At 62.9% G+C, this 14,616-nt stretch carries 11 protein-coding genes; all 11 read right to left on the bottom strand.

The annotated features are described in order from the left end of the window. Positions 1 to 12: 12 nt before the first annotated feature. The 11 genes from urtE to ACTJK7_RS05050 all read right to left on the bottom strand — a co-directional run bounded on the left by urtE (position 13) and on the right by ACTJK7_RS05050 (position 14,547). A complete protein-coding gene (gene urtE / locus ACTJK7_RS05000) occupies positions 13 to 711 on the bottom strand; it encodes an urea ABC transporter ATP-binding subunit UrtE (RefSeq protein ID WP_108559369.1) in 699 nt (232 codons plus the stop codon). Between the two features lie 137 nt (positions 712 to 848). Next, positions 849 to 1,718 (bottom strand): urea ABC transporter ATP-binding protein UrtD, encoded by an 870-nt coding sequence (gene urtD / locus ACTJK7_RS05005; protein WP_007950599.1) that lies wholly within the window; start codon positions 1,716 to 1,718, stop codon positions 849 to 851. After that, positions 1,715 to 2,794, bottom strand: coding sequence for an urea ABC transporter permease subunit UrtC (gene urtC, locus ACTJK7_RS05010; RefSeq protein ID WP_064379157.1), 1,080 nt, complete (start codon positions 2,792 to 2,794; stop codon positions 1,715 to 1,717). Before urtC ends, urtD begins: the two co-directional genes overlap by 4 nt. Further along, positions 2,794 to 4,296, bottom strand: a complete 1,503-nt coding sequence (urtB, locus tag ACTJK7_RS05015) for an urea ABC transporter permease subunit UrtB (protein ID WP_108559373.1) — start codon at positions 4,294 to 4,296, stop codon at positions 2,794 to 2,796. Before urtB ends, urtC begins: the two co-directional genes overlap by 1 nt. Before the next feature lie 159 nt (positions 4,297 to 4,455). Next, on the bottom strand, positions 4,456 to 5,721 hold the full coding sequence (urtA, locus tag ACTJK7_RS05020) for an urea ABC transporter substrate-binding protein (RefSeq protein ID WP_011332239.1): 1,266 nt from the start codon (positions 5,719 to 5,721) through the stop codon (positions 4,456 to 4,458). Positions 5,722 to 5,926: 205 nt separating this feature from the next. Further along, positions 5,927 to 6,937: a FecCD family ABC transporter permease gene (locus ACTJK7_RS05025; RefSeq protein ID WP_323151515.1), complete on the bottom strand. Its 1,011-nt coding sequence runs from the start codon at positions 6,935 to 6,937 to the stop codon at positions 5,927 to 5,929. Further along, the gene (locus ACTJK7_RS05030; protein WP_108559377.1) at positions 6,934 to 7,881 is read right to left on the bottom strand and encodes an ABC transporter substrate-binding protein; all 948 of its coding nucleotides are present in this window, start codon (positions 7,879 to 7,881) and stop codon (positions 6,934 to 6,936) included. The genes ACTJK7_RS05025 and ACTJK7_RS05030 overlap by 4 nt, the downstream gene beginning before the upstream one ends. Then, positions 7,878 to 8,666 (bottom strand): ABC transporter ATP-binding protein, encoded by a 789-nt coding sequence (locus ACTJK7_RS05035; protein ID WP_108559379.1) that lies wholly within the window; start codon positions 8,664 to 8,666, stop codon positions 7,878 to 7,880. The genes ACTJK7_RS05030 and ACTJK7_RS05035 overlap by 4 nt, the downstream gene beginning before the upstream one ends. 12 nt (positions 8,667 to 8,678) lie before the next feature. Further along, positions 8,679 to 10,805, bottom strand: coding sequence for a TonB-dependent receptor (locus ACTJK7_RS05040; RefSeq protein ID WP_108559381.1), 2,127 nt, complete (start codon positions 10,803 to 10,805; stop codon positions 8,679 to 8,681). Positions 10,806 to 10,967: 162 nt separating this feature from the next. Beyond that, positions 10,968 to 12,347, bottom strand: coding sequence for a PepSY-associated TM helix domain-containing protein (locus ACTJK7_RS05045; RefSeq protein ID WP_108559383.1), 1,380 nt, complete (start codon positions 12,345 to 12,347; stop codon positions 10,968 to 10,970). A 79-nt stretch (positions 12,348 to 12,426) separates the two neighbouring features. Beyond that, entirely contained in the window at positions 12,427 to 14,547 is a 2,121-nt protein-coding gene (locus ACTJK7_RS05050; RefSeq protein ID WP_440779947.1) for a TonB-dependent copper receptor, read from the bottom strand. Positions 14,548 to 14,616 lie beyond the last annotated feature (69 nt).

The following is a 14,616-nucleotide window of genomic DNA, read 5'->3' on the forward strand; positions in this document are numbered from 1 at the left end:
GGACGCTACAGGTTAGATCGTAACCAGTCCGCGCACACCCTCGCTTTCCATATTTTCTCCACGGCCCTGCTGCACGATCTCGCCCCGGGACATCACCAGGTATTGATCGGCCAGTTCGGCGGCGAAATCGTAGAACTGCTCCACCAGCAGAATCGCCATGTCGCCACGGGCCGCGAGCTTCTTGATCACTGCGCCGATTTCCTTGATCACCGACGGCTGGATGCCTTCGGTGGGTTCGTCGAGGATCAGCAGACGCGGACGGCTGGCCAGTGCACGACCGATGGCCAGCTGTTGTTGCTGTCCGCCGGACAGGTCGCCGCCGCGCCGCTGTTTCATTTGCAGCAGCACCGGGAACAGCTCGTAGATGAACGCGGGAACCTCTTTGGCTTCGCTGCCGGGGAAACGCGAAAGGCCCATCAGCAGGTTCTCTTCCACGGTCAGTCGGCCGAAGATCTCCCGGCCCTGGGGCACGTAGGCGATCCCGGCGTGCACCCGCTGATGCGGCTTGAACGTGGTGATCGGTTGGCCTTCCCAGTTCACCGCGCCTTCCTTGGCCGGCAACAGGCCCATCAGGCATTTGAGCAGCGTGGTCTTGCCCACGCCGTTACGGCCGAGCAGGCAGGTTACTTCGCCGACCTTCACCTCAAAGCTCAGGCCGCGCAGGATGTGGCTTCCGCCGTAATACTGGTGCAGCTTGTCGACTTGCAGCATGTTCAAACTCTCCCCGGTGATCGTTCCCACGCTCTGCGTGGGAATGAATCCCGTGACGCTCCGCGTCACATAACGGCGGACGCGGAGCGTCCATGGCGGCATTCCCACGCGGAGCGTGGGAACGATCGGATTCCTCTTCAGCGGCCGAGGTAAACCTCGATCACGCGCTCGTTGTCCTGCACCTGTTCCAGCGACCCCTCGGCCAGCACGCTACCCTGATGCAACACGGTGACGTGGTCGGCAATCGAGCCGACGAAGCCCATGTCGTGTTCCACCACCATCAGCGAGTGCTTGCCCGCGAGCGACTTGAACAGCTCGGCGGTGAACTCGGTTTCGGCGTCGGTCATGCCCGCCACCGGTTCATCGAGCAGCAACAATTGCGGGTCCTGCATCAGCAACATGCCGATTTCCAGAAACTGTTTCTGCCCGTGGGACAGCAGCCCCGCCGGACGATTGACCGAGGTGGTCAGGCGAATGGTGTCGAGCACTTCGCTGATCCGGTCTTTCTGCTCGCCGCTCAACTTCGCCCGCAGGCTGGCCCACACCGACTTGTCGGTTTTTTGCGCCAGCTCCAGGTTTTCGAACACGCTCAGTGCTTCGAACACCGTCGGTTTCTGGAACTTGCGACCGATGCCGGCCTGGGCGATCTGCACTTCGCTCATCTGCGTCAGGTCGAGGGTTTCACCGAACCACGCCTTGCCGTGGCTCGGCCGGGTCTTGCCGGTGATCACGTCCATCAGCGTGGTCTTGCCCGCGCCGTTGGGGCCGATGATGCAGCGCAGTTCGCCGACGCCGATGTACAGGTTCAGATTGTTCAGCGCCCGGAAGCCGTCGAAGCTGACGCTGATGTCTTCCAGGGTCAGGATCGTGCCGTGGCGGGTGTCGAGGCCCGGACCGACGCGTTGCCCGAGGCCGATCGAGTCGCGGCTGGTGCCTTCGTCCTTGTTCGGCTCCACCGGGAAAAACGCCGGTTCCAGCATGAATTCAGCGCTCGCCGTGACTCTCATGATTCACCTCGTTTCTTCAGCAGACCGATCACGCCTTTGGGCAGGTACAACGTCACGACGATGAACAGCGCGCCGAGGAAGAACAGCCAGTATTCGGGGAACGCCACGGTGAACCAGCTCTTCATGCCGTTAACCACGCCGGCGCCGAGCAGCGGGCCGATCAGGGTGCCGCGCCCGCCAAGGGCCACCCACACGGCGGCTTCGATCGAGTTGGTCGGCGACATTTCGCTCGGGTTGATGATCCCCACTTGTGGCACGTACAACGCACCGGCCAGGCCGCACAACACCGCACTCAACACCCAGACGAACAGCTTGAAACCGCGCGGATCGTAGCCACAGAACATCAGGCGATTTTCCGCATCGCGCAACGCAGTCAGCACCCGGCCGAACTTGCTGCGGGCCAGTCGCCAGCCGATGAACAGACTCGCCACCAGCAGCAACACCGTCGCCAGAAACAGCACCGCGCGCGTGCCGGGTTCGGTGATGCCGAAACCGAGGATCGTGCGGAAATTGGTGAAGCCGTTGTTGCCGCCGAACCCGGTCTCGTTGCGGAAAAACAGCAGCATCCCGGCGAAGGTCAGGGCCTGGGTCATGATCGAGAAATACACGCCCTTGATCCGCGAACGGAAGGCGAAGAAACCGAACACCAGCGCCAGTAACCCCGGCGCCAACACCACCAGACACATCGCCCAGAGGAAGCTGCCGGTGCCGCTCCAGTACCACGGCAACTCGGTCCACGACAGGAAGGTCATGAACGCCGGCAGACCATCACCGGCGGCCTGACGCATCAGGTACATGCCCATCGCATAACCGCCGAGGGCGAAGAACAGGCCGTGCCCCAGCGACAAAAGACCTGCGTAACCCCAGACCAGATCCAGCGCCAGGGCGACGATGGCGTAGCAGAGAATCTTGCCGACCAGCGTCAGGGTGTAAGCCGAAACATGCAGCGCACTGTCCGCCGGCAACAGCGACAGCAGCGGCAGGGCGATCAGCAAGGCGAGGATCACCGCGCCGACAGCGAGGGTGACTTTGGGGCCGGCCTTTTGCGTGGCCGTGACTAGTAGAGGCTGGTTCATCAGTCGATCACCCGTCCTTTCAGTGCGAAGAGGCCTTGCGGACGTTTCTGGATGAACAGAATGATCAGCGCGAGGATCAGGATCTTGCCGAGCACCGCACCGATCTGCGGTTCGAGAATCTTGTTGGCGATGCCCAGGCCAAATGCGGCGAACACGCTGCCGGCCAGTTGGCCGACACCGCCGAGCACCACCACCAGGAACGAGTCGATGATGTAGCTCTGGCCGAGGTCAGGGCCGACGTTGCCAATCTGGCTCAGGGCCACGCCACCGAGTCCGGCGATGCCCGAACCGAGGCCGAAGGCGAGCATGTCGACGCGCCCGGTCGGCACGCCGCAGCAGGCGGCCATGTTGCGATTCTGGGTGACGGCGCGCACGTTCAGGCCGAGGCGGGTCTTGTTCAGCAGCAGCCAGGTCAGCACCACCACGAACAACGCAAAAGCGATGATCACGATGCGGTTGTACGGCAGCACCAGATTCGGCAGCACCTGAATCCCGCCGGACAGCCACGCCGGGTTCGCCACTTCAACGTTCTGCGCACCGAACACCAGTCGCACCAGCTGAATCAGCATCAGGCTGATGCCCCAGGTGGCGAGCAGGGTTTCCAGTGGGCGGCCGTAGAGGTGACGGATCACCGTGCGCTCCAGGGCCATGCCGATGGCAGCGGTGACGAAGAACGCCACCGGCAGCGCGATCAGCGGATAGAACTCGATGGCATTCGGCGCGTAGCGCTGGAACATCAACTGCACGACGTAGGTCGAGTAGGCGCCGAGCATCAGCATCTCGCCGTGGGCCATGTTGATCACACCGAGCAGGCCGAAGGTGATCGCCAGGCCGAGTGCCGCGAGCAGCAGAATCGAACCGAGGGACATACCGCTGAAGGCCTGGCCGAGCAGTTCGCCGACCAGCAGTTTGCGCTTGACCTGGGCGAGGCTGGTTTCGGCGGCAGTGCGCACGTTGGCGTCGGTTTCCACGCCGGGTTCGAGCAGGCCTTCGAGGCGGGTGCGGGCCAGCGGGTCGCCGGTTTCACCGAGCAGACGCACGGCCGCGAGGCGCACCGCCGGGTCGGTGTCGACCAGTTGCAGGTTGGCCAGTGCCAGGCTCAGGGCGACGTGGACGCTTTCGTCTTGTTCGCCAGCCAGTTGCTGGTCGAGGAATTTCAGCTGCGCGGGTTTGGCGCTTTTCTGCAATTGCTGCGCGGCGGTCAGACGGGTTTTGGCGTCGGCGGCGAGCAATTGGTGGCTGGCCAGTGCGGTGTCGATCAGACCCCGCAGGCGGTTGTTCAGGCGCAGGGTTTTGGCTTGGCCGTCGACGGTCAGCTCGCCTTGTTGCAGGGCGTTGATCAGTTCAACACGCGCCGGATCGGGCTGCGCGGCCCAGGCTTCCAACAGTTTGGCCTGTTGCATCGGGTTGGCGGCGACGAAGTCTTCCGCATCTCCGGCATGGACGGCCATCGGCAGCAAAAGTGTGACGGCCAGGATCAAGCGGTAAAGGGCAGTGGGCATATGAAATGGCCTTGCGTAGTGATCGTTCCCACGCTCTGCGTGGGAATGCAGCCCGGGACGCTCCGCGTCCCAAAAGCGGACGCAGAGCGTCCATTGAGGCATTCCCACGCAGACGGTTCGACGCCTCGACGTGGGAACGATCAGGTTGAGCGGGTTAACTCAGTTGCTCTTCACCGCATACTCCGGCTTCTTGTCGTTACCCGGAATGAACGGGCTCCACGGCTGCGCACGGATCGGCCCCTCGGTCTGCCACACCACGTTGAACTGACCGTCGCTCTGGATCTCGCCGATCATCACCGGTTTGTGCAGGTGGTGATTGGTCTTGTCCATGGTCAGGGTGTAGCCGGACGGCGCGGCGAAGGTCTGGCCGCCGAGAGCTTCGCGGACCTTGTCGACGTCGGTCGATTTGGCTTTCTCCGCCGCCTGCGCCCACATGTGGATGCCGACGTAAGTGGCTTCCATCGGGTCGTTGGTCACCGCCTTGTCGGCGCCCGGCAGGTTGTGTTTCTTCGCGTAGGCTTTCCAGTCATCGACGAACTTCTTGTTCACCGGGTTCTCCACCGACTCGAAGTAGTTCCATGCCGCGAGGTTGCCCACCAGCGGCTTGGTGTCGATGCCGCGCAGTTCTTCTTCACCTACCGAGAACGCCACCACCGGTACGTCGGTGGCCTTCAGGCCCTGGTTGGCCAGCTCTTTGTAGAACGGCACGTTGGAGTCGCCATTCACGGTCGAGATCACCGCGGTCTTGCCGCCGGCCGAGAATTTTTTGATGTTGGCGACGATGGTTTGATAGTCGCTGTGGCCGAACGGGGTGTAGACCTCTTCGATGTCTTTGTCCGCGACGCCTTTGGAATGCAGGAACGAACGCAGAATCTTGTTGGTGGTGCGCGGGTAGACGTAGTCGGTGCCGAGCAGGAAGTAGCGCTTGGCGCTGCCGCCTTCTTCGCTCATCAGGTATTCAACTGCCGGGATCGCTTGCTGGTTCGGCGCGGCGCCGGTGTAGAACACGTTCGGCGACATCTCTTCGCCTTCGTATTGCACCGGGTAGAACAGCAGGCCGTTGAGTTCTTCGAACACCGGCAGCACCGATTTGCGCGACACCGAGGTCCAGCAGCCGAACACCACCGCGACCTTGTCCTGAGTCAGCAACTGGCGGCCCTTTTCCGCGAACAGCGGCCAGTTCGACGCCGGGTCGACCACCACCGGTTCAAGCATCTTGCCGTTCACCCCGCCCTTGGCGTTGATCTCGTCGATGGTCATCAACGCCATGTCCTTGAGCGACGTTTCGGAGATCGCCATGGTGCCGGACAACGAATGCAGAATCCCGACCTTGATGGTCTCGGCGGCCTGTACGGTCCAGGTCATGCCCATCGCGGCAATGGATGCCGTGAGTGTGAAAGCCTTGATCAAACTGCGACGCTTCATTGTGCGATCTCCATGAACGTTAAAGTTTTTTATGGTTGGCAGATGCGAACGACTGAAGGCTGTTTTGCAAGGGCTGTGCCCGGTCGGGTTTGGGCAGGGAAATGTCGGTTTAGAGCGGTCGCGCTTAGAGTCGGCGCACCACGAGGGGACGTGTTGCATGCAAAGGTGCAGCGGGGTGCGCCAGATTGGGGCGCACCCGGAGGATTCAGCGGCGGCGCATCAGGCCGATGAAGAACAGGCCGCCGAGGGCTGCGGTGGCGACGCCGATGGGCAGGTCTTCAGGGGCGATCAGCGTGCGTGCGGCGACATCCACCCAGACGAGGAAAACGCTGCCGAGCAACACGCACGCCGGTAGCAGACGCCGATGCTCGGCACCGATCAGGCGCCGGGCAATGTGCGGCACCATCAGCCCGACAAAGCCGATGGAGCCGCTGATCGACACCAGCACTCCGGTCATCAACGAAGCAATCACGAACACCCGCAGACGCACCGCCCGGGCATTCAGGCCAAGGGTGACGGCGGTCTGTTCGCCGGCCATCAAAGCGTTCAGCGGACGGGCCATGCCGATCAGCAGAATCAATCCGAGCAGGACGCTCAACGCCGGCACCGCCAACAATTCCCAGCGGGCCAGTCCGAGGCCACCGAGCATCCAGAACATCACCGCCGAACTTGCCCGGTGATCGCCCATGAACAGCAGCAGATTGGCGATCGCCATCATTACGAACGACACCGCCACGCCACACAGCAGCAGACGATCACTGTCCAGCCGGCCCTGACGGTTGGCGATGCCCAGCACCAGAACCATGCTCAACAATGCGCCGATGAATGCTGCAATCGGCAAGGTCAGCAGACCGACGATTTCACCGACGTGCAGCACCACGATCACTGCACCGAGGGTGGCGCCGGAGGTGACGCCAAGCAGGTGCGGATCGGCCAGCGGATTGCGCGTCACTGCCTGCAGCACCGCGCCGATCAACGCCAGTCCGGCGCCGACCAACGCACCGAGCAGCATGCGCGGTACGCGGATCAGCCAGACGATGTGTTCCTGGCCGGCGCTCCAGTCCGGCACGCCGAGGCCGAACAGTTTGTGCAGCAGAATCCGCCACACAACGTCCACCGGCACTCGCGCCGGGCCGAAGCCCAGCGACACCACGCACGACACCAGCAGCACGGCACCGAGGGCGATCAGCAGCAGCGCATAGCGACGATCGATCATTCGCCGTGGAACCCTTTGGCCAGGGTTTCCACGGCGAGCACATTGTCGATCCCCGGCGTGGCCTGCACGTAGGGGATGACGATGAAGCGCTGGTTCTTGATCGCGTCCACCGATTGCAGCGCCTTGTTCTTCAGCAGGAATTCAATCTTCTGCTCGGCGGTGATTTCGCTGTAGTCGACGATCACGATCACCTGTGGATTACGCTCGACCACGGTTTCCCAGTTGACCCGGGTCCAGCTCGCTTCGACGTCATCGAGAACGTTGCGCCCGCCGGCGGCGTCGATCAGCGCTTGCGGCATGCCGAGGCGGCCGGAGGTCATGGCGCGGTCTTCGCCGCTGTCGTACAGGAACACCCGAGGTTTTTCGGCGGGCAGGTCTTTGCGGACTTCGGCGACCTGACTTTGCATGTCGGCGATCAATGCGTTGGCACGGTCCTGCACGTCGAAAATCTTTCCGAGGTTGCGCAGGTCGTTGTAGGTGTCGTCCAGCGTCGCGGCCGGGCGCTTCATCACGAAGGCGCAAGACTCGGTCAGTTCATACACATTGATGCCCAGCGGTTGCAGGGTCTGCGGCGTGAGATCGCCGCCGACGCGCATGCCGTAATCCCAGCCGGCGAAGAAGAAATCGACGTTGGCGTTGAGTAACGTTTCCACCGACGGGTACTTGGCTGCCAGCTCCGGCAGACCGTCGAGCAGCGACTGCATTTCAGGCGTCACCGATTTCCAGCCACTGACGCCGCTGTAGCCGGCCATTTTCGGCTTGAGGCCGAGGGCGAGCATCATCTGGGTCATGTTGATGTCGTGGCTGACCGCGTGTTTCGGCGCTTGCTTGAAGGTCACTTCGCGATTGCAGCTCTGGATCGTCAGCGGGTACTTCGTGGCCTCGGCAAAGGCTTGGGTGGTGCCCAGCAACAGAGCGAGGCAAAGCAGGGAGCGCACAGTCATGGTCGGGTTATCCAGGTGATTCGCGGGTAGCCGTGGAGGGGGTGGGAATCGATCAATGCTTCGACGCCGAACACGTCGCGCAGCAGTTCGACGGTCAGGACTTGTTGCGGCGTGCCGCTGGCGACGATCCGGCCGTGGTTGATCACATACAACCGGTCGCAGAACGCGGCAGCCAGGTTCAGGTCGTGGATGCTCGCCAACGTGCCGATCTGCAAGCGCTTGACCAGTTGCAGCAGCTCCAGCTGATAGCGCGGGTCGAGGTGGTTGGTCGGCTCGTCGAGGATCAGCAGTTGCGGTTGTTGGGTCAGGGCCCGGGCGAGTATGACGCGCTGTTTTTCACCCCCCGACAGCGTGGCGAACGCGTGATCTTCGAAGCCATCGAGGCCCACGGATTTGAGGGCCTGGGTGGCGAGATGGCGATCGTCCAGCGTGTCGCCGTCGAACAGGCCTTTGTGCGGCGTGCGGCCCATGGCGACCACTTCTTCGACGGTCAGGCCGAAGGCGTCGGGGAACTCCTGCAAGACCACGGCGATGCGTTGCGCGCACCAGCGCGAGGATTGTTTCCACACGTTGTGGTGATCGAGTCTGACCTCACCGTGTTCCGGCTGGCTGAAGCGATAGGCGCAGCGCAACAGGCTGGTCTTGCCGCTGCCGTTGGGACCGATCAGCCCGACGAACTCCCCGGCGGCCACTTGCAGCGAGGCGTCACGCAGCTGGAACTGGTGATGGCAATGGCCGTGGCCCAGAGGTGTCCAGGCGAGATCGGTGAGGGACAGTGAGCTCATTTCGTTCCTGTTCTAGAAGGTGTAGTCAGCGGTGACAAAGAACGAACGAGGCTCACCCAGAATCCACTGCTGGCCCTCATTGTATTGGCTTTGCGCGTACGTCCGGTCAAACAGATTGTTCACCTGCAACCCCAGCGTGGTGTTGCGCAGGGCTTTCCACGACAGCGTTGCATCGACCACGGTGTAGCTCGGCAGCTCGTTGCGGTTGGCCATGTCGGCGTAGCGCGCATCGACATAACGCACACCGGCGCCGGCTTTCAGGTCATCGGTCAGCGCCTTGCTCAACCACAGATTGGCGGTGCGCCGTGGCACGTCCACCGGGCGATTGCCGTTGCGCGACACGGGCACGCCGCCGACCACTTCTTCGAAATCGTCGTACTTGGCTTTGACGATGGCGGCGTTGGCCTGCAGTTGCCAGGCGTTCGGCAGTTGCAGATCGAGGCTCGCTTCCAGGCCGTTCGACGACTGCTGGCCGACCTGCTGCTTGAGCGTCGGGTTGCCCGGATCGTCGGTCAGCAGCTTCTTCTTGACGATGCGATACGCCGCCAGCGTGAACTCGCCACGCTGATCCCAGAACAGCTGCTTCAGGCCGATCTCGGTTTGCCGCGCGGTGGACAGGTCATATTGCTGCTGACTCGGGCTCAGGGAAATCAAACCGCCGATGCCATCGGTGCTGGTGGCGACCTGACCGTAGAACGAGGTGTCCTGGGTCAGCGCGAACACCAGGCCGGCCTTCCAGTTGTTGCCGGTCAAGGTCTTGTCGCTCTGGCTGCCGTCGACCAGGTTGTTGCGATCCACGTGCACGTAGTCGCGGCGCACACCGGTCACCAGCGACCAGCGTTCGCTCAGCTGCGTACGGTTTTCGGCGAACACCGACATCTGTCTGGTGGTGCTGTCGAACTGATCGCGATACGGATCGGCGCTCTCGAAATAACCGGTCTGCGGGTGATAGCGATCCAGCGGCTGGCCGTTCGGCAATACGTCGTTGAATGGCGAGTTGCTGTCGAGCTGAAAGCGAATACGGTTGTAGTCGACACCGGTCACGGTCTGGCTGTCGAGGCCGAACAGCGAATGCTTGAAGGTGAAGGTCTGGCGGTCGCCGACCTGTTCCTGTTTGTGGCCGATGCCGAAGTAGCCGCTGCGGCTGAACTGCTGACGGTCAGCGTCGAAGTTGTAGTTTTCGGCGTTCTGCCAACGGCGTTGGGCCTTGAGGTAGTACAGCTCGTTGCTGGCGCTGACTGCATCGTTGATCTGCCAGTCGCTGGTCAGGCGCGTCCATTGATCGTTGTAGTGCTGTTTGTCGTCTCGCACGTTGTAGTTCTGGTTGCGCAGGCTGTCCTTCAACTGGCCGTTGATCAGTGGCGTGCCGAAGTAGTTCTGTGGGTGTTGATCGCCGTAATCGTGAGCGAGGGTGAAAGTCAGGTCGTCGGTCGCCTGCCAGCGCAGGGCGGCACTGATGAAGTCGCTGGACGAATCACCGCGATCGACCCAGCCGTTGCTGCGCAGGCGGTTGAGGTTGAGGCGATAGCTCAGGGTGTCGGTCAGCGAACCGCCGCTGTCGAACGCCTGCTGCTGACTATCAAACGAGCCATAACCGACGCGCACGTGGTTTTCGATTTCGCCTTCGAACGGCTTTTTCGGGATCACGTTGACCACCGCGCCGGTCGCGCCTTCGCCATACAGCACCGAGGCCGGGCCGCGCAGCACGTCGACGCGCTCCACCGACCAGGTGTCGACCGGAAACGTCACGGTGCCCATGCCGGTGTACATGCGGTTGCCGTCATACAGCTGCATCACCGAACTCTGCCCGGTAAAACCCCGGGCCTGCAACGAGGTGCCGCCATCGCCCGGCGTGCCGGTGCGGCTGATGCCGGTGCTGCGCGACACCGCGTCCTGCACGCTGCGGTCGCCACGGGCGCGGACTTGTTCGCCGCTCAGGCTTTCGACACTGGCCGGGGTTTCCATGGCGCTGAGGTTCAGACGCGAGCCGGCGCTGGTTGGCGTGCTCAGGTTGACGGTCCGGTCGTCATTGGCCAGGGCGGTGATGGTGCCGGTGGGCAGCGTCAGCTGGGCGTTGTCGGCGTGGGCGCTGTTGTTCAAGGCGAACAGACAGAGGCTGGACAAGAGGTACTTGTTCATCGGGACGGTGAATCACTTCTTCAAAAGAAAAGCCCGCAGCCTCATGACAGTGCATGGCTGCGGGCAGAGCAGCAAATTTGCGTTATACAGTAACACTAAAAATTGCCGGAGTTTAAGCCCCGGCAGTTTAAAGATCTGTCTGGATCGCGCATCTCGCGAGATTCACGATGAAGTTGAGGCAGATTCAGTTTGCCGGCCCAGACGCGACAACAGCAGCCGATCCAGCAACCACACCACTACCAGCGAAGCCCCCACCAGCGGAAACACCACCGCCAGCACGAGCATGATCGCCACCCCGGTTTTCCACTTCGGCAGATCGTGGCGCAGCGGCGGCACGCCGAACTTGCCCTGTGGCCGACGCTTCCACCAGATCACCACGCCGCTGACGGCGCTGAGCAGAATCATCAGGCAGATCAGCAGCACGATGATCTGGTTGAAGGTGCCGAACATCTTGCCTTCGTGGAGCATCACGCCGATCTCGGTGGCGCGGGCAACAGCGCCGTACTGCTCGAAGCGCACGTCGGCCAACACCTTGCCGGTGTACTGATCGATGTGCAGTGTCGCGTCGTTGCGTGGGTCGTCGGCGAACACGGCGATGGTGAACACGCCGGTGGCGGTGGTCGGCATTGTGATGCTGTAGCCCGGCTCGACCTTGCGCTCGATGGCGATGTTCTGCACGTCCTGCAGGCGGATGGTCGGTGCAGCGGGGCCGTGTTGCATGCCGCCGTGGGCCATGTGTTCGGCGTGGTCGCCGGACATCGGCATCGGGGTGTTTTCCATCGCCCACGGTACGGTCTGGCGCGCGGCGTTGTTGAGGCTGCCGGCCTCGACGTCGGAAGTCGGCACGTTGTCCCACATCGCCGCCGGGAACACGTTCCACACCTGCGCGTACTGCTTGCCCCAGAAACCGGTCCAGGTCATGCCGCTGAGCAGCATCACCAGCAGCAACGCGGCGCCCCAGAATCCGGTAACGGCATGCAAATCACGCCACAGCACGCGGCCGCGACTGCTCAGGCGTGGCCACAAAATTCCCGCTGCCTGACCTCGCGGCCACCACAGGAAAACCCCGGACACCACCAGCACCACGCCCCAGCCGGCGGCCATTTCGATCAGTCGGTCACCGACGGTGCCGATCATCAGTTCGCCGTGAATCGCCCGGGCGATGGCTTGCAGGTTCTGCCTGGCATCCTGCTCGCCAAGGATGTCGCCGTGGTACGGATCGACGAACACGTTCAGCTCATGGCTGGCATTGGCCACGACAAACTGCGCGCTGCGCTCGGCATTCACCGGCGGCAGGTACTGGGTGACCTGGCCTTGTGGATAAGCGCTTCTGACCTTTTGCAGCAGGTCGTCGGCCGGCACGGTGTGATGCCCGGCGGGGACGTTCAGCAGGCTGCTGTACATCAGCGAATCGAGTTGCGGCTTGAACAGGTAAATGATGCCGGTCAGGGCCAGCATCACCATGAATGGCGCGACGAACAATCCGGCATAGAAATGCCAACGCCAGGCCAGGTTGTAGAAATTCGGTTTGGGCTGTTTCATCACGTGTGCTCCGCTTGGCTTGGATCTTCTAGTTGTCTGTTGCCGCCCGCTCCCTGAAGGGAGCGAGCGCCCTTGAGGGTTAGAAACTCATGTCCACCTTGGTCCAGAGCGTGCGCCCCGGCTCGTTGATGGCTTGCGGGTCGTTGGCCGGATAGCCGAACCCGGCGTTGCCCGCCAGGTTGAGGTGTTCGGCGTAAGCCTTGCCGAACAGGTTGTCGACGCCGGTACTGACCTTCCAGTGTTTGTTGATCCGGTAGGCGCCGTTGAGCGAGAACACGCCGAAGCCTGAACTCTTGTCGTAATCCTTGCCGACCACGTTGCCCTTGTTCTGGTCGATACGGTTTTGCGCGGCGACCACCCTCCACAGTGCGCCGGCGCTCCAGTTGTCTTCGCTGTAGGTCAGGCCGAAACGTGCATCCAGCGGCGGCATTTGCGGCAGGGCCTTGCCGTCGCTGCTGTTCTTGCCCCAGGCGTAGGCCAGGGTCGCATCGGCTTTCCAGTTGTCGGTGAGTTTGTAGGCGGCACCGAGTTCACCGCCCATGATCCGCGCGTCGATGTTCTCGGCGCGGGAGGTGCTCATGCCCATCATCGTCGGGGTGTAGTCGAACAGGATGTAATCGCGCACCTGGCCGATGTAACCGGAGGCCCAGGCTTCAAGCTCGGCGCTCTTGTAGTTCACGCCGAAGTCGAACTGAGTAGTCTTTTCCGGCTTGATCGAATCGAATGCGTTGACCGAACCCGCCGGGCCGGATTTGGGCGAAAACAGCTCCCAGTAATCCGGAAAACGTTGCGCGTGGCCGAGGCCGGCGTAGAGCGTGGTCGGGCTGTCGGCCAGGTCATGCTCGTAACGGATGAAACCGCTCGGCAGGGTGTCGGCGCGGGTATCGCCGGCAGTCGGGTTCGGGCGCGACATCATTCCCGAACCGGTGGTCTGCCGGAAATCCCTGGCCGAGGCACGGTCGACCCGGGCGCCGGTGATCAGCCGGTCGCGGTCGGCGGCGTACCAGGTCATTTCGCTGAACACCCCGTAGTTATGGAAGTCGGCGTCCTTGGTGTACGGCTGATCCTTGTAGGTATCGATGCCCATGCCGCTGCGCTGCCGGTGTTCGTTGGTCTGCGCGTCGAGGCCGGTGATCAGCTGGATATCGGCCCAGCGCCAGGTGGCCTTGATCCGGGCGCCGAGGGTGCGGCGGTCGACGTTGGACGCCATGGGACCGGCCATCATCCCGGTGCCGGACGGCGTGCGCAGGGTGTAGTTGTCCATCACGTGGTCGGCGTAGTTGTAGTAGACCTGCGCTTCGAGCTTCTCCAGCACATCGGTGATGTTGGACTTCTCAAAGCGTAGGCCGAGGCTTTCGCGCAGGAATTGCGAGCCGTCCATGCCGCGTCCGGCGTAGCGCGCTTCGCCGTCGCCCTTGCCGGCGGTGAGTTCGATCAGGGTGTCGGCGTCCGGGGTCCAACCCAGCGCCACGTCGCCGTTCCACTTGTCATAACGCGAGGCAACGATGTCGTTGTTGCCGTCGCGGTAGTCGTCGGAATGCGCGGTGTTGCCGATCACCCGCACGTAGCCCAGCGAGCCGCCGGCCGCCGCATCGACGACCTTGTCGAAGCGCCCGTGGGAGCCGGCCAGCACGCTGGCGTTCACGCGGGTGCCGAGTTCGCCGAAACTTTCCGGCTCGCGGTCGAACAGGATCGTGCCGGCCGAGGCGCCCGGTCCGTAGAGCACGGTTTGCGGGCCCTTGATCACGGTGAGTTTGTCGTAGGTCTCGGGCGAGATGTACGAGGTCGGCGCGTCCATCCGGCCGGGGCAGGCGCCGAGCATCATGCTGCCGTTGGTGAGGATGTTCAGGCGCGAACCGAACATCCCGCGCAGCACCGGATCACCGTTGGTGCCGCCGTTGCGCACCAAGGCGAAGCCGGGAATGGTCTTCAGGTAGTCGCCGCCGTCGCTGGCCGGCACCGGTTGGCGCGGGTCTTTCGGGTTGGTGACGATGGTCAGCGGCGAGCTCGGGGCGATGGCGGTGATCACCGTCGGGCTCAGTTCGTCAGCATGGCCGGCGTGTTCGTCGGCGTGGACCAGCGGGGACAGCAGGACGCCGCAAAGGACGGCGGTAGCGTGCCTGAAACGAACGCGGGATTCGTTCAGGGCAAAGGACGCCGGGGCAGAACCCGGGCGTGGGACAGCAGAAAACCTGGACATGACAATTTCCATCAAACAGTCGTAAACGACGCGGCCGGCAGCCTGAGGCTGTCTTCTCAACCGTGTGCA

It is taken from the genome of Pseudomonas sp. 22085, from assembly GCF_052045815.1.
Classification (GTDB): domain Bacteria; phylum Pseudomonadota; class Gammaproteobacteria; order Pseudomonadales; family Pseudomonadaceae; genus Aquipseudomonas; species Aquipseudomonas glycinae.